This is a genomic window from Streptomyces sp. NPDC058646, assembly GCF_042716875.1.
GTDB lineage: Bacteria > Actinomycetota > Actinomycetes > Streptomycetales > Streptomycetaceae > Streptomyces.
Genome location: NZ_JBHXRK010000011.1, coordinates 96,631 through 116,721, shown reverse-complemented (window position 1 = coordinate 116,721; position 20,091 = coordinate 96,631). Strand labels below are relative to the sequence as shown.

Below are 20,091 nucleotides of genomic sequence, written 5' to 3'. Positions count from 1 at the left end.
GTGCCGCGACCTCCACCAGTGGAGGAACCCACAGATCGAAGATCGTCCAACGTCAACAATTTGTAGAAGTCGACGATATCTGTGAGACCTCCCACAGGCGTTCAATTCCGGTCACACGACGAGACGACGCCCGTAACACACCGGGGCTTCGCTTCCCGTGCACTCACGGACCACCCTGGCGGATCAACGGGTTAGCGACCCACTTCGACCAGGGCACCAGAACTCCTCTCCTTTACCTACCTCTTTGAAGGGCCAGGCAGAGATGGCACGTGTCGCCGCCCGGCTTTCCGGCAACGGAAAGCAGAGCACCCACCCGGTCGACGAGGTGCTCCCCCTCCCCAAGCTCGCGCTCTACGGCTTCCAGCACGTCCTCGCGTTCTACGCCGGCGCGGTGATCGTCCCGATCATCGTCGGCAACGCCCTCGGACTGAGCCCTGAGCAGCTGGTCTACCTGATCAACGCGGACCTCTTCACCTGCGGTATCGCCTCGATCATCCAGGCCTTCGGAATCGGCCGGATCGGTGCGCGCCTGCCCCTGATCCAGGGCGTGACCTTCACCGCCGTCTCGCCGATGATCGCCATCGGCCTCGGCGCGGGCGGCGGGACCGCCGCGCTGCTGGTCATCTACGGCGCGGTCATCACCGCCGGCATCGCGACCTTCGCCTTCGCCTGGCTGCCCGCCAAGGCGTTCCGGGCCGTCATGCGGCTCTTCCCGCCGGTCGTCACCGGCACGGTGATCACCGTCCTCGGCATCGTCCTCATCCCCGTCGGCCTCAACGACGCCGCGGGCGGCCTGGGCAGCCCCGACTTCGGCGCCCCCGAGCACTTCGCCTACGCCGGCGGCACGATGCTGTTCATCCTGGTCCTGATGAAGATCGGCAAGCCGTTCCTCTCCAGCATCTCGATCCTCCTCGGCCTGGTCGCCGGCACCGCGGTGGCCTTCCTCCTGGGAGACGCGAAGTTCGGCGACGTCGGCTCGTCGGACTGGATCGGCGTCACCACCCCCTTCCACTTCGGAGTCCCGAAGTTCGAGTGGTTCCCCATCGTCCTGATGCTCATCGTCATGCTGATCACGATGGTCGAGACGACCGGTGACACCTACGCCGTCGGCGAGATCGTCGAGAAGGACATCGACAGCGAGACCGTCGCCCGCGCCCTGCGCGCCGACGGAGCCGCGACCGCCCTCGGCGGCGTCCTCAACTCCTTCCCGTACGTCGCCTTCGCCGAGAACGTCGGCCTGGTGCGGATGACGAAGGTCAAGAGCCGGTTCGTGGTCGTCGCCGCCGGCGTCTTCATGATCATCCTGGGTCTGCTGCCCAAGGCCGCCGCGATCGTCGCCGCCGTCCCGCACGGGGTCCTCGGCGGCGCCGCGACCGTCATGTTCGCCATGGTCGCCCTGGCCGGCATCCAGACCCTGGGCAAGGTGGACCTCAAGGAGGAGAAGAACGCGCTGATCGTCGGCGTCTCCCTCGCCTTCGCCCTGTTGCCGGCCACCGTCCCGGTCTTCTTCTCCAAGCACATGGACCCGGACCTGTCCTCGCTGCTCAACAGCGGTGTCACCCTCGGCGCCACGGCGGCCGTCGTCCTCAACCTGATCTTCAACGGCCCTGCGAAGGACGACGCGCACGGCGCCGCCCCCGCCACGGCGGGAGCCCGGCCTGCGGAGCCCACCGCCGAGGCGGTCCCGGAGCCGGTCCCCGGGACGGTGTCGGAAGCCGCCGCCGAGGCCGTCTCCGCGACGGTCCCCGCCCAGGCGGCGGCCCCCGTGGCCGGGCCCGGCACGGCCGCGTCCGAGGAGCCGGCCGGCTCCGGGAAGGCCGCGTCCGGGAAGGCGGACGGTACGGGTACCTCCGCCCCCTGATCCCCCCAAGGGGTGCCTGACCCTCGTACGGACCCCGCGTCCCTGCGAGGGTCGGGCGCTGTCCCCGGAACCACCCCCGGGCGGGTGACAATGGGCGCATGAGTCTGTTCCGCGACGACGGCATCGTGCTGCGCACCCAGAAGCTGGGTGAGGCGGACCGCATCATCACGCTGCTGACCCGGGGCCACGGCCGGGTCCGGGCCGTAGCCCGCGGCGTGCGGCGCACGAAGTCCAAGTTCGGGGCCCGGCTGGAACCTTTCTCCCATGCCGACGTGCAGTTCTTCGCGCGCGGCAGCGAACTGATCGGCCGCAGTCTCCCGCTCTGCACCCAGACCGAGATCATCGCCCCCTACGGCAACGGCATCGTCACCGACTACGCCCGCTACACCGCCGGCACCGCCATGCTGGAGACCGCCGAGCGGTTCACCGAGAACGAGGGCGAGCCCTCCGTACAGCAGTACCTGCTGCTCGTCGGCGCCCTGCGCACCCTCTCCCGGGGCGAGCACGAGCCGCACCTGATCCTCGACGCCTTCCTGCTGCGCTCCCTCGCCGTCAACGGCTACGCCCCCAGCTTCGAGGACTGCGCGAAGTGCGGGATCCACGGCCCCAACAGGCACTTCTCCGTCGCCGCGGGCGGAGTCGTATGCGGGGACTGCCGGGTGCCCGGCAGCGTCGTACCCTCGTCGGAGGCCATCGCCCTGCTCAGCGCGCTGCTGACGGGCGACTGGGGGCATGCCGACGCTTGCGAGGCGCGTCACGTGCGGGAGGGCAGCGGGCTGGTCTCCGCCTATTTGCACTGGCATCTGGAGCGCGGGCTACGCTCCCTGCGTTACGTCGAGAAATAGGAGCTGGGCACATGGCACGACGCGGGATTCTGGGACGCTCCCGACGGGAGTACAAGGTTCCCGAGCCGCACCCGTCCGGTGAGCGTCCGCCGAAGATCCCCGGCGAGCTGGTCCCGAACCACGTGGCCATCGTCATGGACGGCAACGGCCGCTGGGCCAAGGAGCGCGGCCTGCCCCGCACCGAGGGCCACAAGGTCGGCGAGGGCGTCGTACTGGACGTGCTCAAGGGGTGCCTGGAGATGGGCGTCAAGAACCTCTCCCTGTACGCCTTCTCGACGGAGAACTGGAAGCGCTCGCCCGACGAGGTCCGCTTCCTGATGAACTTCAACCGCGACGTCATCCGGCGCCGCCGCGACGAGATGAACGAGCTGGGCATCCGCATCCGCTGGGTCGGCCGCATGCCCAAGATGTGGAAGTCGGTCGTCCAGGAGCTCCAGGTCGCGCAGGAGCAGACCGTCGGCAACGACGCCATGACCCTGTACTTCTGCGTGAACTACGGCGGCCGCGCGGAGATCGCGGACGCGGCGCAGGCCATCGCACGGGACGTGGCGGCGGGCCGGCTGGACCCGTCGAAGGTCAACGAGAAGACCTTCGCCAAGTACATGTACTACCCGGACATGCCGGACGTGGACCTGTTCCTGCGCCCGAGCGGCGAGCAGCGCACCTCCAACTACCTGCTCTGGCAGAGCGCGTACGCCGAGATGGTCTACCAGGACGTGCTGTGGCCCGACTTCGACCGCCGCGACCTGTGGCGCGCCTGCCTGGAGTACGCCCAGCGCGACCGCCGCTTCGGCGGCGCGGTCCCGAACCAGCCCGAGGCCCCCGGCGCGGCCGGCTGAAACCCGCGCCCGGGATCCCCGTCCGTGGACACCACGGGCGGGGATCCGCTGTACCGGCGGGTACGCGAGGCGGCGTCGGTTCATGCGCCTGCCCGGCCCCTGTGCCCGCCGCGGTGCCCATGGCGCTGGACGGCGGGGTGGCGCCCGTCACGGCGGGGCTCCTCGCGGCTGCCGTGCCCAGCCGGGTGTTCGTGCTCTCGGCCACCGCGTCCGGGCCCGGGCCTACCGGGGGTACCGCACGCGGCAGGTGACTGCCGGGCGTCCTCGACGGGAACCTGAAGCGGTCCTAGCCGGCGGCGGGAGCGGCGGCTGCCGCGCAGTCCGCGCAGGTGCCGAAGATCTCCACCGTGTGGGCCACGTTCACGTAGCCGTGCTCGGCCGCGATGGACTCCGCCCACTTCTCCACCGCCGGGCCCTCCACCTCGACCGCCTTGCCGCACTTGCGGCAGACCAGGTGGTGGTGGTGGTCCTCGGTGGAGCAGCGGCGGTAGACGGACTCCCCGTCGCTGGTGCGCAGCACGTCGACCTCGCCCGCGTCCGCGAGGGACTGGAGGGTGCGGTACACGGTGGTCAGGCCCACGGAATCGCCGCGGTGGCGGAGCATGTCGTGGAGTTCCTGGGCGCTGCGGAACTCGTCCACCTCGTCCAGCGCCGCCGCCACGGCTGCCCGCTGCCGGGTGGATCGCCCTCGTACTGGCGCGGTATTCATCTCGCCAGGCGCAGTCGCCACCGGTTCCTCCTCGTATCGGCCTCGGCCCATTGTGCCAGGCGGCCGGCCGCTCTATACCTTCACATCGTCTCGCGTGCAGACCTCTTCGGCCGCCCTCGCGGCCTTCGCCCGGCGCCGGGCCAGCGGAGCCGACACGGCGGTCATCACCATGAAGACGCCGATGGCGAACAGCACGATGGTCGGGCCGGAGGGCGCCTCGACGTAGTAGGTGGTGGCCGTGCCGGTCAACGAGACCACGAGGGCGATCACCATCGACAGCGACAGCGTCGCGGTGAACCCGCGGGTGACCCGCTGGGCGGCCGCGACCGGGATCACCATCATGGCGCTGACCAGCAGCAGGCCCACGATGCGCATGGCGACGGTGACGGTGACGGCGGCGGTCACGGCGATCAGCAGGTTCAGCAGCCGCACGGGCAGGCCGGTGACCCGGGCGAACTCCTCGTCCTGGCAGACGGCGAAGAGCTGCCTGCGCAGGCCGATGGTGATGGCGAGGACGAGCGCGGCGAGGATCACCACGGCGACGACGTCCGCGGAGGAGACCGCCGTGATCGAGCCGAACATGGCGCCGAGCAGCCGCGCGGTGGAGCCCCCGCCCAGGCTGATGATCATGACGCCGCCCGCCAGGCCGCCGTAGAACAGCATGGCGAGCGCGACGTCCCCGCTGGTCTTGCCGCGGGAGCGGATCAGCTCCATGCCGACCGCGCCGATGACCGTGACCAGGGTGGCCATCCACACCGGGCTGGTGTTGAGGACGAAGCCGAGCGCCACACCGGTCATGGCGACGTGCCCGAGGCCGTCGCCCATGACGGCCTGGCGGCGCTGGACGAGGTACGTGCCGATCGCGGGCGCGGTGATGCCCACCAGCGCGGCGGCGATCAGGGCCCGCACCATGAAGGGGGAGTCGAGGAGGTCCATCAGCTCAGCAGTCCCGTCCGCAGGGGCTCGGCGTCCTGCGCCGCGTGGGGGTGTACGTGGTCGTGGCCCGGCAGGGCGTGCTGGCCGACGGCCTCCGGGGGCGGGCCGTCGTGCACGACGCAGCCGTCGCGCAGGACGACGGCCCGGTCGATCAGGGGCTCCAGGGGACCCAGCTCGTGCAGGACGAGCAGGACGGTGGAACCGGCGGCGACCTGTTCCCGCAGGGCGTTCGCGAGGACCTCCTGGTTGCCGAGGTCCACGCCGGCCATCGGCTCGTCCATGATCAGCAGCTCGGGCTCGACGGCGAGGGCCCGGGCGATGAGGACGCGCTGGTGCTGGCCGCCGGAGAGGGCGCTGACGGAGACGTCGGCGTGGGTGTCCATGTCGACGAGGTCCAGGGCGCGTGCGACGGCCGCCTTGTCGGCCTTGCGCAGGAGGCCGAAGCGGGTGCGGGCCAGCCGGCCGGAGGAGACGACCTCGCGGACGGTGGCGGGGACGCCGCTGGCGGCGGTGGTGCGCTGCGGGACGTACCCGATGCGCGACCATTCCCGGAAGCGCTTGAAGTCCGTGCCGAAGAGGGACAGGGAGCCCGCGGTGAGCGGCACCTGGCCGACGACGGCGCGGACGGCGGTGGACTTGCCGGAACCGTTGGCTCCGAGAAGGGCGACGACCTCACCGCGGTGGACGGTGAGGTCGACCCCGCGCAGCACGGGGCGCGAGCCGAGCGAGGCCGTGGCCCCGCGCAGGGATATGACGGTCTGGTCCCCTGACTGCCGGGGCATGGACTGCACCATGGCTCGCGCCTCCGTTGCTGCTGCTGTCATCACTTCGCTCCGAGCGCCTTCTGCAGGTTCTTCAGGTTCGACCGCATGACCTCGAAGTAGTCAGCGCCCTGGGACGTGTCGGTGATTCCCTCGAGCGGGTCGAGGACGTCGGTCTTCAGGCCGGTGTCCGCCGCGAGGGTCTTCGCCGTCTTGTCGCTGGCCAGGGTCTCGAAGAACACGGTGGAGACATTGTCCTTCTTCGCGACCTCCTGGAGCTCCTTCATCCGGGCCGGGCTCGGCTCGGACTCGGGGTCGACGCCCGCGATGCCCTCCTGCTCCAGGCCGTAGCGCCCGGCGAGGTGGCCGAAGGCGGCGTGGGTGGTGATGAAGGTCTTGGTGCCGGTGTCCTTCAGGCCTTCCTTGAACTCCGTGTCGAGCCCGTTCAGGAGGCCGACCAGCTGATCGGCGTTCTTCTTGTAGTCGGCCGCGTGCTCGGGGTCGGCCTTCTCGAAGGCCTTGCCGACGCCCTGGGCGATCTCCGCGTACTTGGCGGGGTCGAGCCAGACGTGCGGGTCCTGGCCGCCCGCGCCGTGGCCGTGGCCGTCGTCCGCTGCGTGTCCGTCGTCCGTGGCGTGCTCGTCGCCCTCGGTGTGCTCGTGGCCCTCTTCGCCGTGGGCGGCGCCGTGCACCTCGGCCGAGGTGAGGGTGGCGGCGTCCACGACGTTCTTCACCCCGGACTGGGCGACGGCCTTGTCGACGGCGGGCTGCAGGGTCTTGAGATAGAGGATCACGTCGGCCTCGGCCAGCCGGGCGGTCTGCTTCGCGGTGATCTCCAGGTCGTGCGGCTCCACGCCCGGCTTGGTCAGGGTGGTGACCTTCACGTGGTCCCCGCCGATCTTCTCGGCGAGGAACTGCATGGGGTAGAACGACGCCGTCACGTCGAGCTTGCCGTCCGTGCCACCGGTGGCAGTGGCTCCGGAGCAGGCGGTGAGGGCCGTGGCGCCGAGGGCGACGGCTCCGGCGAGGGCGGCGGTGGGTATGAGGCGTCGTACGTTCATGACATCCATTTTCATCAAAAATGGAAACGGTTGTCAAAAACCCTGGTGGACGGCCCGGGCCCGGGCCGCAGAAGGGGAACCGATTTGAAAGGGGGGGTGCGGGCGCCGGTAACCTAAAGGCTTCGCCGTTCGTCCTCGTAATGAAGAGAGCACCGTGGCCGCCGACAAGATCGAAACCATCGTCAGCCTGAGCAAGCGCCGTGGCTTCGTTTTCCCGTGCAGTGACATCTACGGCGGCTCCAAGGCCGCCTGGGACTACGGTCCGCTCGGTGTCGAGCTCAAGGAGAACATCAAGCGCCAGTGGTGGAAGGCGATGGTCACCGGACGTGAGGACATCGTCGGCCTCGACTCGTCCGTGATCCTGGCCCCCGAGGTCTGGGTGGCCTCCGGCCACGTCGCGACCTTCTCGGACCCGCTCACCGAGTGCACCTCCTGTCACAAGCGTCACCGTGCCGACCACCTGGAAGAGGCGTACGAGGCCAAGCACGGCCGTGTGCCCGCCAATGGTCTGGCCGACATCAACTGCCCCAACTGCGGTGTGAAGGGCCAGTTCACCGAGCCCAAGCAGTTCTCCGGCATGCTGGAGACGCACCTCGGGCCGACCCAGGACACCGGCTCCAAGGCGTTCCTGCGCCCCGAGACCGCCCAGGGCATCTTCACCAACTTCGCCCACGTGCAGACCACTTCGCGCAAGAAGCCCCCGTTCGGCATCGCGCAGATGGGCAAGTCCTTCCGGAACGAGATCACTCCGGGCAACTTCATCTTCCGCACCCGCGAGTTCGAGCAGATGGAGATGGAGTTCTTCGTCAAGCCGGGCGAGGACGAGCAGTGGCAGGAGTACTGGATGGCCGAGCGGTGGAACTGGTACCGCGACCTCGGCATCCGCGAGGAGAACATCCGCTGGTACGAGCACCCGAAGGAGAAGCTGTCCCACTACTCGAAGCGCACCGCCGACATCGAGTACCGCTTCAACTTCGGTGGTAACGAGTTCTCCGAGCTCGAGGGCGTCGCCAACCGCACCGACTTCGACCTCAAGGCCCACTCCGCCGCTTCCGGCCAGGACCTGGTGTACTTCGACCAGGAGTCCAAGGAGCGCTACACCCCGTACGTCATCGAGCCGGCGGCCGGCGTCAACCGCGCCATGCTCGCCTTCATGCTCGACGCGTACGTCGAGGACGAGGCCCCCAACGCCAAGGGCGTCATGGAGAAGCGCACCGTGATGCGCCTCGACCCGCGCCTGGCCCCGGTCAAGGTCGCCGTACTGCCGCTGTCCCGCAACGCGCAGCTCTCGCCGAAGGCCAAGGGCCTCGCCGCCGACCTGCGCAAGTTCTGGAACATCGAGTTCGACGACGCGGGCGCCATCGGCCGCCGCTACCGCCGCCAGGACGAGATCGGTACGCCGTTCTGCGTCACCGTCGACTTCGACACCCTGGACGACAACGCGGTGACGGTGCGCGAGCGCGACACCATGAAGCAGGAGCGCGTCTCCCTGGACCAGATCCAGAGCTACCTCGGCAGCCGCCTGCTCGGCTGCTAGCAGCTTCCGCCGCCGGGGTCCTGCCCCGGCGCAACGACCGGTGGCCCGGTGCGCGCCCCGCGCACCGGGCCACCGGTGCGTCCGGCCCGCCCCAGGGCGCGCCCTCGGGGCGGGAACCACCGCCCGTCGGGGACGGCCGCCGGTGCTCCCGGACCGCGCGTCAGGCGCGCAGGCCCCGGACCACGAGGGAGGTGACCGCCTCGAACTCCGTGATGATCGTGGGCGAGTGCCAGTCGGCCGCGTACTGCGGGTCGTGGAAGCGACCCGTGGCGTCGAACACCGCACGGGCGGCGGCCGGCACGTCCTCGGCGGCCAGCGTGCCCGCCGCGACCCCCTCGGCGATGATCCGCGACAGCTGGGCGATCAGCTCGGTGAGGTGGGCGTCCACCACGTCGCTGTTCTCGGCGAGCAGCACCGTGTAGGTGGCGAACAGCTCCGGGTCGTCCCCCGCCTTGTGGCGCTTGGCCTGGAAGAGGGCCTCCAGCCACGCCTCCAGCTTCGACGGGGCACTCGCCGAAGGGGCCGAGGCGATCTCCTCCAGCATCACGACGCTCTTGGCGAGCCACCGGTCCGTGACGGCCTCGCGCAGCGCCGCCTTCGACGGGAAGTGCCGGTAGACGCTGCCGTGGCTGACGCCCAGCGCGCGCGCCACGTCCACTACGGTCGCCTTGGCGGGGCCGAAGCGGCGCAGCACTTCCTCGGTGGTCTCGAGGATGCGCTCGGACGTCAGGGGCTCGGCAGCTGCGGGAGGCATGGGTACGACCGTACCGCCAGCTCAGTGCTCGCTGTCGAGGTGGGCCATCTGCGCGGCCGGGTACCGCTCGCCTGCCGCAGCGCCCACCGGGACGGCCTCCTCGATGGCGGCCAGATCGGCGGCGTCGAGCGCTATGTCGATGGCACCCAGTGCCTCGTCCAGCCGGTCGCGGCGGCGGGCGCCCACCAGAGGCACGATGTCGACGCCGTGCCGCGGCCCCTGCGCGAGCACCCAGGCGATGGCGGTCTGGGCCACGCTCGCGCCCCTGGCCTCCGCGATCTTGCGCAGGGCGTCCACCAGATCGAGGTTGCGGTGCAGGTTCTCGCCCTGGAAGCGGGGGCTCATGCCGCGGAAGTCGCCCGGGGCCAGCGTGCGGTCCCGGGTGAAGTGGCCGCTGATCAGCCCCCGGGACAGCACGCCGTACGCCGTCACGCCTATGCCCAGCTCACGGGCGGTCGCCAGGATCTCCTGCTCGATGCCGCGGGAGATCAGCGAGTACTCGATCTGGAGGTCCGAGATCGGGGCCACCGCGGCCGCGCGGCGCATGGTGTCCGCGCCGACCTCGGAGAGGCCGATGTGCCGGACGTGCCCGGCTTCGACGGCCTCGGCGATCGCACCGATCGTCTCCTCGATCGGCACGTCCAGGTCCACCCGGGCGATCCGGTAGATGTCGATGTGGTCCCGGCCGAGCCGCTGGAGCGAGTAGGCCAGGAAGTTCCTGACGGCCTCGGGCCGGCCGTCGTAGCCGGCGAATCCGCCCTCGACCGTGCGCAGCGCGCCGAACTTCACGCTCGTCAGCGCCTGGTCGCGGGCCGCGGCGGGCGCGGTGCGCAGGGCTTCGTTGATCAGCAGCTCGTTGTGGCCCATGCCGTAGAAGTCGCCCGTGTCGAGCAGGGTGACCCCGGCGTCGAGGGCGGCGTGGATGGTCGCGAGGGATTCGGCCCGGTCGGCCTCCCCGTAGAGGGCGGACATGCCCATGCAACCGAGACCGAGCGGGAAGACGCAAGGCCCGGTGGTGCCGAGGGAGCGGTGGGCAGCCGCGCCGCGCGAGGCAGTGGCAGCGGGAGTAGCGGTCGCGGTCGCGGTCGTGCCCCGGACGTTCTCGTTCTCGTTCTGGTTCTCGTTCCTGGTCATGACTCCAGAATGGCATGACGAGTGACAGATTTCAATATCTGTCACTCGTCAGCGTGAGGCGGCCCTGTCGTGTTCCGGCCCGGCAGCGCCCTCGAGGGCGCGGGCCGTCCGTTCGGCCGTCGCCATGGCCCAGCGGCCACTGCTCGCCGCGCCGACCACCAGGACGAGCAGCCCGCACAGTGTGATGAACCACCAGGCCGGACGGGCCGCCGCGGTGAACTCCGCGCCGCCCGCCAGCCCGGCCGACAGGACGGCTCCGGCGATCGCGACGCCCAGCGCGCCACCGGTCTGCCGGCTGGTGGAGGCGATCGCGGCGGCGACGCCCGCCTGCGAGCGGGGCATGCCGGAGACCGCCGTATTGGTGATCGGCGCGTTCACCATGCCGAAGCCGATGCCGAAGAGCACGTATCCGACGAAGAGGAGGGGAGTGGAGGTCTCGGCGGAGAAGACCGCGAAGAGCAGTCCGCTCACGGCCATCGTCACGCCCGCGATCAGCAGGGGCAGCCGGGGCCCCCGGGTGCCGACCAGCCGCCCCGCGAGCGGCGCGCAGAGGAAGGTCAGGGCGGCCATCGGCAGCAGGTAGAGCCCGGCGTCCAGGGCGCTGAGCCCCCGTACGTCCTGGAGGTACAGGGTGTTGAGGAAGAGCACCCCGGAGAGTCCCGCGAAGGCGCTCACCGCGATCACCGTCGCCCCGCTGAAGGGGACGCTGCGGAAGAACCGCGGGTCGATCAGCGGATCCGCCCGCCGGGGCTCGTAGAGCAGCAGCCCCACCAGCGAGGCCACGGCCAGTACGGCACAGCCGGTGATCACCGGGGAGCCCCAGCCCTCGGCCGGTGCCTCGATGATCGCGTACGTGACCGTGCCGAGCAGGGTCATGACCAGGAGCTGTCCGACGGGGTCCGGCCGGCGGGCGCGGGCGGCCCGCGACTCCGGAACGTAGCGCAGGGTCAGCACCAGGGCCACGAGTCCGACCGGCAGGTTCACCCAGAAGATGGACCGCCAGCCCACCGTGTCCACCAGTACGCCGCCGATCAGCGGGCCCGCAGCCATGGAGATGCCCGCCACGGCGCCCCAGATGCCGATGGCCCGGGCGCGCTGCGCGGGCTCGGTGAAGGTGTTGGTGATGATCGACATGGCGACCGGGTTGAGCATCGAGCCGCCCACGGCCTGGATCATCCGGAAGACGATCAGCCACTCCAGGCTCGGCGTCAGCGAGCACAGCAGCGAGCCGAGGGTGAAGAGGGTCAGGCCCGCGACGAACACCTTCCGGCGGCCGATGCGGTCGGCCGTGGCGCCCGCCAGCATCAGCAGGGAGGCGAGGACCAGCGTGTACGCGTCGATCGTCCACTGCATCCCCGCGACCGAGGCGTTCAGGTCCCGGCGCATGGAGGGGAGGGCGACGTTCAGGACGGTGTTGTCGAGGCTGACGATGAACAGGCTCGTGCAGCAGATCCCCAGGACGAGCATGCGCCGCCGGTGACTCAAGTCGGACATATCGGGGAGAGTACGCCAAACCGGCGTTCTGGCCGTGCGCGACAATGGAGGAATGACCACGCTCCCTCCGCCTCTTGCGATCGGCCCGTACACCGTGCAGCCCCCGGTGGTGCTCGCGCCCATGGCCGGCATCACCAATGCCCCGTTCCGCACCCTCTGCCGCGAGTTCTCGGGCGGCAAGGGGCTGTTCGTGAGCGAGATGATCACGACCCGCGCCCTGGTCGAGCGCAACGAGAAGACCATGCAGCTGATCCACTTCGACGAGGCCGAGAAGCCCCGCTCGATCCAGCTGTACGGAGTCGACCCCGTGACCGTCGGCAAGGCCGTCCGCATGATCGTGGAAGAGGGCCGCGCCGACCACATCGACCTCAACTTCGGCTGCCCGGTCCCCAAGGTGACCCGCAAGGGCGGCGGCTCGGCCCTCCCCTACAAGCGGAACCTGCTGCGCGCGATCCTGCGCGAGGCCGTCGCCGGCGCCGGCGACCTGCCGGTGACGATGAAGATGCGCAAGGGCATCAACGACGAGCACCTCACCTACCTGGACGCCGGCCGGATCGCCGTCGAGGAGGGGGTCACCGCCATCGCCCTGCACGGGCGCACCACCGCCCAGCACTACGGCGGCACCGCGGACTGGGAGGCCATCGCCCGGCTCAAGGAGCACGTGCCCGAGATCCCGGTGCTGGGCAACGGAGACATCTGGTGCGCGGAGGACGCCCTGCGCATGGTCCGCGAGACGGGCTGCGACGGGGTGGTCGTCGGCCGCGGCTGCCTGGGGCGGCCCTGGCTGTTCAACGACCTGGTCGCGGCCTTCGAGGGGCGCCCGCAGGACTTCCACAAGCCCACGCTGCGCGAGGTCGCGGCGACCATGCACCGGCACGCCCAGCTCCTGGGGGAGTGGATCGGCGACGAGGCGCGCGGGGTGATCGACTTCCGTAAGCACGTGGCCTGGTACCTCAAGGGCTTCTCGGTGGGTTCGGAGATGCGCAAGAAGCTGGCGGTCACTTCGTCACTGGCCGAGCTGGACGCTCATCTGAGCGAGCTTGATCTGGATCAAGCCTGGCCCGAGAGTGCGGACGGCCCGCGCGGCCGGACGTCCGGAAACAACCGAGTTGTCCTGCCCGAGGGCTGGTTGAAGGACCCGTACGACTGTGCGGGCATCAGTGAGGAAGCCGAACTGGACACCTCCGGAGGCTGACAAATCGCCCTGCGTGGCGCGTGATATACGCCACGCAGGGGCGAGGTTTCGCTCAGATGAGCGCTGGAGTCACGGATAAGACTTTCAAAGGGTGGCACTGGGTGCCACCCTTTGTGCGTTCAATACTTGAACGCAAATGTATCGATGATCGCTCATCCGAGCGCAATCAGGCCTCTCCAGCCCCTTCCCCCTTCAGCTTGTGAACGCTCTTCCTACTTTCTGATTACCCATGAGTTACTTTCGATCTGCTGGCGCACGGGTGGTTACAGCCGCATGACGACCAAGTGGACGTACCCAGAAGCCTTCGATCTGGGTATGTTCCTGGCCGTCAGGGCAGCCACCGAGCCTCGAGGAGTCGAGACCCGTGTCGGAAAACAAAGATCAGAAGCTCGTCTACGACTTCACCGAGGGCAACCGCGACCTCAAGGACCTTCTCGGCGGCAAGGGAGCCAACCTCGCCGAGATGACCAACCTGGGTCTGCCGGTCCCCCCCGGCTTCACCATCACGACCGAGGCCTGCAAGGTCTACCTCGACAGCGGTACGGCCCCGGCCGCGCTGCGCGACGAGGTCAGCGCCCACCTGGTGGCCCTCGAGGCGAAGATGGGCAAGAAGCTGGGCCAGTCGGACGACCCGCTGCTGGTCTCCGTGCGTTCCGGAGCCAAGTTCTCCATGCCCGGCATGATGGACACGGTCCTGAACATCGGCCTCTCCGACGAGTCGGTCGCCGGCCTCGCCTCCCAGTCCGGTGACGAGCGCTTCGCGTGGGACTCCTACCGCCGCCTCATCCAGATGTTCGGCAAGACCGTCCTCGGCGTCGACGGCGAGCTCTTCGAGGAAGCCCTCGAGGACGCCAAGGCCGCCAAGAAGGTCACCGTCGACACCGACCTCGACGCCGCCGACCTGAAGAAGCTGGTCAAGCTCTTCAAGAAGATCGTGGCGAAGGAGGCCGGCCGCGAGTTCCCGCAGGACGCCCGCGAGCAGATGGACCTCGCCGTCGAGGCGGTCTTCAACTCCTGGAACACCGACCGCGCCAAGCTGTACCGCCGCCAGGAGCGCATCCCCGGCGACCTCGGCACCGCGGTCAACATCTGCTCCATGGTCTTCGGCAACCTCGGCCCCGACTCCGGCACCGGCGTCGCCTTCACCCGCGACCCCGCCAGCGGCCACCAGGGCGTCTACGGCGACTACCTGCAGAACGCGCAGGGCGAGGACGTGGTCGCGGGCATCCGCAACACCGTGCCGCTCGCCGACCTGGAGCAGATCGACAAGAAGTCGTACGACCAGCTCATGGCCATCATGGAGACCCTCGAGACGCACTACAAGGACCTGTGCGACATCGAGTTCACCATCGAGCGCGGCCAGCTGTGGATGCTCCAGACCCGTGTCGGCAAGCGCACCGCCGGCGCCGCCTTCCGCATCGCCACGCAGCTCGTGGACCAGGGCCTGATCGACGAGGCCGAGGCCCTGCAGCGCGTCAACGGCGCGCAGCTGGCCCAGCTGATGTTCCCGCGCTTCGACGAGAACGCGAAGACCGAGCTGCTCGGCCGCGGCATCGCCGCCTCCCCGGGCGCGGCCGTCGGCAAGGCCGTCTTCGACTCGTACACCGCCGTCAAGTGGTCCCGGTCCGGCGAGAAGGTCATCCTGATCCGCCGCGAGACCAACCCGGACGACCTCGACGGCATGATCGCCTCCGAGGGCATCCTGACCTCGCGCGGCGGCAAGACCTCGCACGCGGCCGTCGTCGCCCGCGGCATGGGCAAGACCTGCGTCTGCGGTGCCGAGGAGCTGGACGTCGACACCAAGCGCCGCCGGATGACGGTGGGCGGGACGGTCATCGAGGAGGGTGACGTCGTCTCCATCGACGGCTCCACCGGCAAGGTCTACCTCGGCGAGGTACCCGTCGTACCGTCCCCGGTCGTCGAGTACTTCGAGGGCCGCATGCACGCCGGTGCCGACGACGCCGACGAGCTGGTCGCCGCCGTGCACCGGATCATGGCCTACGCCGACCGCGTCCGCCGCCTGCGCGTGCGTGCCAACGCCGACAACGCCGAGGACGCGCTGCGCGCCCGTCGCTTCGGCGCCCAGGGCATCGGCCTGTGCCGCACCGAGCACATGTTCCTCGGCGAGCGCCGCGAGATGGTCGAGCGCCTGATCCTCGCGGACACCGACGAGGAGCGCGACGCGGCGCTCAGCGCCCTCCTGCCGCTCCAGAAGAAGGACTTCACCGAGCTGTTCGAGGCGATGGACGGCCTGCCCGTCACCGTCCGTCTGCTCGACCCGCCGCTGCACGAGTTCCTGCCCGACATCACCGAGCTGTCGGTGCGCGTCGCCCTCGCCGAGTCCCGCAAGGACGCCAACGAGAACGACCTGCGCCTGCTCCAGGCCGTGCACAAGCTGCACGAGCAGAACCCGATGCTGGGTCTGCGCGGCGTCCGCCTCGGCCTGGTCATCCCCGGCCTGTTCGCCATGCAGGTACGGGCGATCGCCGAGGCCGCGGCCGAGCGCGCCAACGCCAAGGGCGACCCGCGCGTCGAGATCATGATCCCGCTCGTGGGCACCGTCCAGGAGCTGGAGATCGTCCGCGAGGAGGCCGACCAGGTCATCGCCGAGGTCGAGGCCGCCACCGCCACCAGCCTCAAGCTCTCCATCGGCACCATGATCGAGCTGCCGCGCGCCGCGCTGACCGCCGGCCAGATCGCCGAGGCCGCGCAGTTCTTCTCCTTCGGGACGAACGACCTGACCCAGACGGTGTGGGGCTTCTCCCGCGACGACGTGGAGGCCTCCTTCTTCACCGCGTACCTGGAGAAGGGCATCTTCGGGGTCTCCCCGTTCGAGACCATCGACAAGGACGGCGTGGGCGCCCTCGTGCGCAGCGCGGTCCTGGCCGGCCGGGCCACCCGCCCGGACCTCAAGCTCGGCGTCTGCGGCGAGCACGGCGGCGACCCCGAGTCCGTCCACTTCTTCCACGAGGTCGGCCTCGACTACGTCTCCTGCTCGCCCTTCCGGATCCCGGTGGCGCGCCTGGAGGCCGGCCGTGCGGCCGCCGAGGCGAAGGGCAGCGACAGCCGCTGACCCCCGGCCCGCACAGGGCCCCACAGACCGCGCCTGCCCCCGGGTTCCCTGACACCCTGGGGGCGGGCGCGCCTATTTTTCCCGTTCAACAAATCTTTACGGCAGCAGGCGGTGGACGGATCCCCACCCGTCCACCGCCTGCTGTCATTCCGCCGGGCACGTCGGCGCTTCCCGTGCGACCGACCGCCAGGCCCCGCAAAGCCCCCCACGGCCTTCGCGGAGCGTTTCGGTCGCATCGGAGTGTGCCCGGCGGAGTACAGGATTTCGGTTGTCACGCCCCTGCCGAAAGGGGTTTCAACTGTGGCCGAAAGGGCGTGGTGACCACGTGTGACGGCATGCATACTCATGGGGCGGGGGGATTGCGGTTGCACAGGTGGGGGTTCGGTGCTGCGTATCCATTTCACTGGAGTGGACCTGGCACGCGTACGGATGGCAGGGCGTCCCGATGCGTTGTGGGAAACGATTCTCAGCTTTCACCGGTTAAGGGACCGGCGTGACGCCCGGTTGTTCGGTGAATGGCGAACGGAAACGCGGAGCAGGTTGAATAGTGAAACACGCGTGCTCGGGATGCTCATACCGGGGCGCGGGTATTTCCCGGATTTCCTGACCCCTGTGGAGGGGCAGTACGGGTGGGACGTGGGGCTCGACGCGCTCCGCGGCATCCGCCCGGAGCGGATGCGCCACGAGCTGGCGCTCCTGGGAGCGGGAGCCCGTCTGGGGGCCGCCTTCGGCATGCCCGCCACCACGAGCGGGGGCACCGATGCCGCCCTCCCGCGACGGCTGCGGGAGTTCATGGACGCGGGTACCAAGCAGCTGCCGAAGCTGCTGGGCGAGCTGCGCGCCTACCACCGGTCGGCGGTGGAGCCCTACTGGACGCACATCCAGGCCCAGATCGAGGCCGAGCGGGCCGCTCGCGGCCGGGCCCTGCTGGACGGGGGCGCGGACGAGCTGCTGGCCTCGCTGCCGCCCATGCTGCGCTGGCGGGCCCCGGTGCTGGAGTGCGACTACCCCGTGGACCGGGACGTACGGCTGAGGGGGCGCGGGCTGCTGCTCCAGCCCTCGTTCTTCTGCCGCCGGACCGCGGTGACCCTGCACGACCCGGAACTGCCGCCGGTGCTGGTCTACCCGGCCGCCGCGCAGCTCGTCTCCGCACCGGCCGGCGGTGAATCCGCCCGACCCGCCGAGGACCAGCGCGTGCGCACCCTGGGCAAACTGGTCGGGCACACCCGCTCGGTGGTGCTGCGGGCCATCGGCGACGGCGCGACCACCAGCGAACTGGCCCGCCGGGCCGGGGTCTCGCTGGCCTCCGCGAGCCAGCACGCCTGCGTGATGCGCGAGGCGGGCCTGGTCACGACCCTGCGCCACGGCAACGCGGTGCTGCACACCGTGACCCCGCTGGGCGCCGCCCTCCTCAAGGGCGGCGCGGTGGCCTCGTGACGAAACCGCGCGGACGCGGCCCCGGGGAGGTCCCGGGGGCCGCGCCCCCGCGGCCCTCGGGTCACACCCGGAAGGGCCCGGTGACCTCGTAGGTGATGCCGCCCGTCGAGCTGCCGCTCGTGCCGCGCTGGCTGGAGAAGTACAGCCGGTTGCCGGCGGGGGAGAAGGCCGGGCCGCAGATCTCCGAGGAGGACTGGCCGTTGATCCGCAGGAACGGGGCGACGACGTCGTCCGGGGTGATCAGGCAGATCTCCATGTTGCCGCCGTCCTCGGCGACGTACAGGTCGCCGTACGAGGACCCGGTGACGTTGTCCACGCCCGTGAGCGGGGCCGCGCCGCCGGGGACGAGCGAGTCGTCGTAGGCCAGCTCGTACGTGTTGTTCGCGAGGTTGAGCTGCCAGACCCGGTTGTCGCCCTTGGTGGTGAACCAGACGGTGTCGTTCGCGTAGTGGCAGCCCTCGCCGCCGTTGAACTTCTTCGATCCGGAGACCTGGCTGCGGGTCGCCGTCGGCGAGCCGTCCGGGTCGGGGACGTCGGCCCAGGTGAAGGAGCCCGAGGTGGCGGTGGAGGCCTTCAGGACCTGGAGGGTGCCCGAGGAGAGGTTGCCCCAGGTGTTCGGGACGAACCGGTAGAAGCAGCCGCTGCTCTCGTCCTCGGTCAGGTAGATCACCCGGCGCACCGGGTCGGCGGCAGCCGCCTCGTGCTTGAACCGGCCCATCGCCGGCCGCTGCACGGACGCGTTGACCCCGTACGGGTCGGCCTCGTAGACGAAGCCGCGGTCGACCTCCTCGCAGGAGAGCCAGGTGTTCCAGGGGGTCTTGCCGCCCGCGCAGTTCTGCCGGGTGTTGGAGAGGATCCGGTAGGCGCCGGTGACGGTGCCCGCGGAGTTGAACTTCACCGCGCTCGCACCGCCGGAGGGGTTGATCTCCGAGTTCGACACGTAGATCCAGCCCGTGCCGTCCGCGAAGCACGCGCCGCCGTCTGGGGCGCTGTGCCACGTGTACGAGGTGGAGGCGACGGTCTGGCCGGACCGGGCGATCACCCGGCTGGTGAAGCCGGCGGGCAGCTGGATACCGTTCGCGTCCGCCGCGCCGAGGGCCCCGTAGGGGCCGGCTCCGGGCTGGGCGGGAGCCGCGTAGGCGGCCCCGTGCATCAGCGTTCCGCCGAAGGCGGCAGCCGACGAGCCGATGACGGCACCGCGCAGGAAGGTACGACGTTCCACGGTCACTCCTGGAGGAGGAAGGCCCCCGGGCCCGGTCGGGCGCGGGGGTCGCACGCGTCGAGGAACCTAGGAGCACTGAGTTGACGTGACGCCAATTCCTCATTACGCCCGAGCGACCGCTTCGATTTCAATCCTCCGGCACGGACTTCAGGGCCCCGGCACGACGTGACGAACCTCGGGACTTCCGGCTCTGGAGAGGGGCCCACAGGGGGCAGGATGGTGGAGGAATGAGTCACTACGCCGCAGACGCCGACATCCGCGGCCGCGCCGACCTCGACGTCGTGCTGCGCCGCTTCTACACCGCAGCCTTCGCCGACCACCGGATCGGGCCCTTCTTCACCGAGATCGCGGGCACGGACCTGGAGGTCCACCTGCCGCGGATCACCGACTTCTGGGAGCGGGCCCTCTTCCGCGGCGCCGACTACCGGCGCAACGCCTTCGCCCCGCACGCCGCACTGCACTCGGCGCGGGCCATGACCGCCGCGGACTTCGGACGCTGGGTCCAGCTGTGGAACGCGACGGTCGACGGCCTGCACCGCGGGCCGAACGCCGAGCGGGCCAAGGCGCAGGGCGAGCGGATCGCGCTGGCGCTGCACAAGCGGCTGGCCGGCGACGGGGCCCCGACGGCCGGCGAGGGCCGGGTCGGCTTCGTCCCGCTGGCCGCGCTGGAGCTGCGCTCGGTCGCCTGACCTGCACCTTTCACAGGTGCAGTGGGCCGCGGAAAAAACCTGGGGAAAACTCCGCCGGGAGCGATGAGTTCCGCGGGCGCCCCCGGTCTACCCCTCGACAGCACACCACGAGGGAAGAAGAGGGACCGAGATGTCCGCCACCATGATCTTCGTCAACCTGCCCGTCAAGGACCTGGAGTCCAGCAAGACCTTCTGGGGCAAGCTCGGTTACTCCTTCAACGCCCAGTTCAGCGACGAGAACTGCGCCTCCGTGGTCATCAGCGACACCATCGTCGCGATGCTCCTGTCCGAGGCCCGCTACAAGGACTTCACCCACAAGGAGATCGCGGACGCCACCAAGACCTCCGAGGTGCTGCTGTGTCTGAGCGCCGAGAGCCGCGCCGAGGTCGACGAGCGCGTCGAGGGGGCCCTCGCGGCCGGAGCCACCGAGCCCCGGCCGGCCCAGGACCACGGCTTCATGTACGGCCGCGCCTTCGACGACCTCGACGGACACACCTGGGAGATCATGTGGATGGACCCGGCGGCGGTCCAGGGCTGAGCCCCG

The 20,091-nt window shown here is 70.1% G+C and carries 17 protein-coding genes; 9 read left to right on the top strand and 8 right to left on the bottom strand.

The window, feature by feature from the left end:
• Window positions 1–262 precede the first annotated feature (262 nt).
• The 3 genes from ACFWUZ_RS15885 (at window position 263) to ACFWUZ_RS15875 (ending at window position 3,545) form a co-directional block, all read left to right on the top strand.
• The gene (locus tag ACFWUZ_RS15885; RefSeq protein ID WP_384372420.1) at window positions 263–1,861 is read left to right on the top strand and encodes a nucleobase:cation symporter-2 family protein; all 1,599 of its coding nucleotides are present in this window, start codon (window positions 263–265) and stop codon (window positions 1,859–1,861) included.
• Between the two features lie 98 nt (window positions 1,862–1,959).
• On the top strand, window positions 1,960–2,706 hold the full coding sequence (gene recO / locus ACFWUZ_RS15880; RefSeq protein WP_361603939.1) for a DNA repair protein RecO: 747 nt from the start codon (window positions 1,960–1,962) through the stop codon (window positions 2,704–2,706).
• A gap of 11 nt (window positions 2,707–2,717) precedes the next feature.
• The gene (locus tag ACFWUZ_RS15875) at window positions 2,718–3,545 is read left to right on the top strand and encodes an isoprenyl transferase (RefSeq protein ID WP_384372417.1); all 828 of its coding nucleotides are present in this window, start codon (window positions 2,718–2,720) and stop codon (window positions 3,543–3,545) included.
• A gap of 286 nt (window positions 3,546–3,831) precedes the next feature.
• Here ACFWUZ_RS15875 and ACFWUZ_RS15870 read toward each other — a convergent pair whose 3' ends face one another.
• From ACFWUZ_RS15870 to ACFWUZ_RS15855, 4 genes are read right to left on the bottom strand one after another with little or no spacing between them, the layout of a single operon-like run.
• Window positions 3,832–4,275 carry a Fur family transcriptional regulator gene (locus tag ACFWUZ_RS15870; RefSeq protein ID WP_384372415.1) on the bottom strand — a complete coding sequence of 148 codons (444 nt, stop codon included), beginning with the start codon at window positions 4,273–4,275 and terminating at the stop codon, window positions 3,832–3,834.
• Window positions 4,276–4,326: 51 nt separating this feature from the next.
• Window positions 4,327–5,190 carry a metal ABC transporter permease gene (locus ACFWUZ_RS15865; RefSeq protein WP_384372413.1) on the bottom strand — a complete coding sequence of 288 codons (864 nt, stop codon included), beginning with the start codon at window positions 5,188–5,190 and terminating at the stop codon, window positions 4,327–4,329.
• Window positions 5,190–5,984 (bottom strand): metal ABC transporter ATP-binding protein, encoded by a 795-nt coding sequence (locus tag ACFWUZ_RS15860; RefSeq protein ID WP_384372624.1) that lies wholly within the window; start codon window positions 5,982–5,984, stop codon window positions 5,190–5,192. Before ACFWUZ_RS15860 ends, ACFWUZ_RS15865 begins: the two co-directional genes overlap by 1 nt.
• Window positions 5,985–6,013: 29 nt before the next feature.
• A complete protein-coding gene (locus ACFWUZ_RS15855; protein WP_384372411.1) occupies window positions 6,014–7,012 on the bottom strand; it encodes a metal ABC transporter substrate-binding protein in 999 nt (332 codons plus the stop codon).
• 154 nt (window positions 7,013–7,166) lie between these two features.
• Between ACFWUZ_RS15855 and ACFWUZ_RS15850 the strand changes: the two genes are divergently transcribed.
• Complete coding sequence (locus ACFWUZ_RS15850; RefSeq protein WP_384372409.1) at window positions 7,167–8,549, top strand: glycine--tRNA ligase; 1,383 nt, start codon at window positions 7,167–7,169, stop codon at window positions 8,547–8,549.
• Window positions 8,550–8,709: 160 nt separating this feature from the next.
• Here the strand turns inward: ACFWUZ_RS15850 and ACFWUZ_RS15845 are convergent, their stop codons facing one another.
• From ACFWUZ_RS15845 to ACFWUZ_RS15835, 3 genes are read right to left on the bottom strand one after another with little or no spacing between them, the layout of a single operon-like run.
• Window positions 8,710–9,303, bottom strand: a complete 594-nt coding sequence (locus ACFWUZ_RS15845) for a TetR/AcrR family transcriptional regulator (protein ID WP_384372407.1) — start codon at window positions 9,301–9,303, stop codon at window positions 8,710–8,712.
• A gap of 21 nt (window positions 9,304–9,324) precedes the next feature.
• Window positions 9,325–10,437, bottom strand: coding sequence for an aldo/keto reductase (locus tag ACFWUZ_RS15840; RefSeq protein WP_384372406.1), 1,113 nt, complete (start codon window positions 10,435–10,437; stop codon window positions 9,325–9,327).
• Between the two features lie 48 nt (window positions 10,438–10,485).
• Window positions 10,486–11,931 carry an MFS transporter gene (locus ACFWUZ_RS15835; protein WP_384372404.1) on the bottom strand — a complete coding sequence of 482 codons (1,446 nt, stop codon included), beginning with the start codon at window positions 11,929–11,931 and terminating at the stop codon, window positions 10,486–10,488.
• Between the two features lie 52 nt (window positions 11,932–11,983).
• Here ACFWUZ_RS15835 and dusB point away from each other — a divergent pair, with 52 nt between their 5' ends.
• From dusB to ACFWUZ_RS15820, 3 genes are all read left to right on the top strand, one after another.
• A complete protein-coding gene (gene dusB, locus ACFWUZ_RS15830; protein WP_384372402.1) occupies window positions 11,984–13,126 on the top strand; it encodes a tRNA dihydrouridine synthase DusB in 1,143 nt (380 codons plus the stop codon).
• Between the two features lie 364 nt (window positions 13,127–13,490).
• Complete coding sequence (gene ppdK / locus ACFWUZ_RS15825; RefSeq protein ID WP_384372400.1) at window positions 13,491–16,199, top strand: pyruvate, phosphate dikinase; 2,709 nt, start codon at window positions 13,491–13,493, stop codon at window positions 16,197–16,199.
• Window positions 16,200–16,583: 384 nt separating this feature from the next.
• Window positions 16,584–17,636 carry a helix-turn-helix domain-containing protein gene (locus tag ACFWUZ_RS15820; protein WP_384372398.1) on the top strand — a complete coding sequence of 351 codons (1,053 nt, stop codon included), beginning with the start codon at window positions 16,584–16,586 and terminating at the stop codon, window positions 17,634–17,636.
• A gap of 61 nt (window positions 17,637–17,697) precedes the next feature.
• Here ACFWUZ_RS15820 and ACFWUZ_RS15815 read toward each other — a convergent pair whose 3' ends face one another.
• Window positions 17,698–18,858 (bottom strand): alkaline phosphatase PhoX, encoded by a 1,161-nt coding sequence (locus tag ACFWUZ_RS15815; RefSeq protein ID WP_384372396.1) that lies wholly within the window; start codon window positions 18,856–18,858, stop codon window positions 17,698–17,700.
• A 227-nt stretch (window positions 18,859–19,085) separates the two neighbouring features.
• Here ACFWUZ_RS15815 and ACFWUZ_RS15810 point away from each other — a divergent pair, with 227 nt between their 5' ends.
• Window positions 19,086–19,547 carry a group III truncated hemoglobin gene (locus tag ACFWUZ_RS15810; protein WP_384372394.1) on the top strand — a complete coding sequence of 154 codons (462 nt, stop codon included), beginning with the start codon at window positions 19,086–19,088 and terminating at the stop codon, window positions 19,545–19,547.
• Window positions 19,548–19,677: 130 nt separating this feature from the next.
• Window positions 19,678–20,085, top strand: coding sequence for a VOC family protein (locus tag ACFWUZ_RS15805; RefSeq protein ID WP_384372392.1), 408 nt, complete (start codon window positions 19,678–19,680; stop codon window positions 20,083–20,085).
• Window positions 20,086–20,091: the final 6 nt, after the last annotated feature.

Coding starts and splice junctions, on each gene's coding strand:
- ACFWUZ_RS15845 (WP_384372407.1), bottom strand. CDS start 9,303: ATGCCTCCCGCAGCTGCCGAGCCCCTGACGTCCGAGCGCATCCTCGAG.
- dusB (WP_384372402.1), top strand. CDS start 11,984: ATGACCACGCTCCCTCCGCCTCTTGCGATCGGCCCGTACACCGTGCAG.
- ACFWUZ_RS15855 (WP_384372411.1), bottom strand. CDS start 7,012: ATGAACGTACGACGCCTCATACCCACCGCCGCCCTCGCCGGAGCCGTC.
- ACFWUZ_RS15840 (WP_384372406.1), bottom strand. CDS start 10,437: ATGACCAGGAACGAGAACCAGAACGAGAACGAGAACGTCCGGGGCACG.
- ACFWUZ_RS15865 (WP_384372413.1), bottom strand. CDS start 5,190: ATGGACCTCCTCGACTCCCCCTTCATGGTGCGGGCCCTGATCGCCGCC.
- ACFWUZ_RS15860 (WP_384372624.1), bottom strand. CDS start 5,984: ATGGTGCAGTCCATGCCCCGGCAGTCAGGGGACCAGACCGTCATATCC.
- ACFWUZ_RS15885 (WP_384372420.1), top strand. CDS start 263: ATGGCACGTGTCGCCGCCCGGCTTTCCGGCAACGGAAAGCAGAGCACC.
- ACFWUZ_RS15835 (WP_384372404.1), bottom strand. CDS start 11,931: ATGTCCGACTTGAGTCACCGGCGGCGCATGCTCGTCCTGGGGATCTGC.
- ACFWUZ_RS15810 (WP_384372394.1), top strand. CDS start 19,086: ATGAGTCACTACGCCGCAGACGCCGACATCCGCGGCCGCGCCGACCTC.
- ACFWUZ_RS15875 (WP_384372417.1), top strand. CDS start 2,718: ATGGCACGACGCGGGATTCTGGGACGCTCCCGACGGGAGTACAAGGTT.
- recO (WP_361603939.1), top strand. CDS start 1,960: ATGAGTCTGTTCCGCGACGACGGCATCGTGCTGCGCACCCAGAAGCTG.
- ACFWUZ_RS15805 (WP_384372392.1), top strand. CDS start 19,678: ATGTCCGCCACCATGATCTTCGTCAACCTGCCCGTCAAGGACCTGGAG.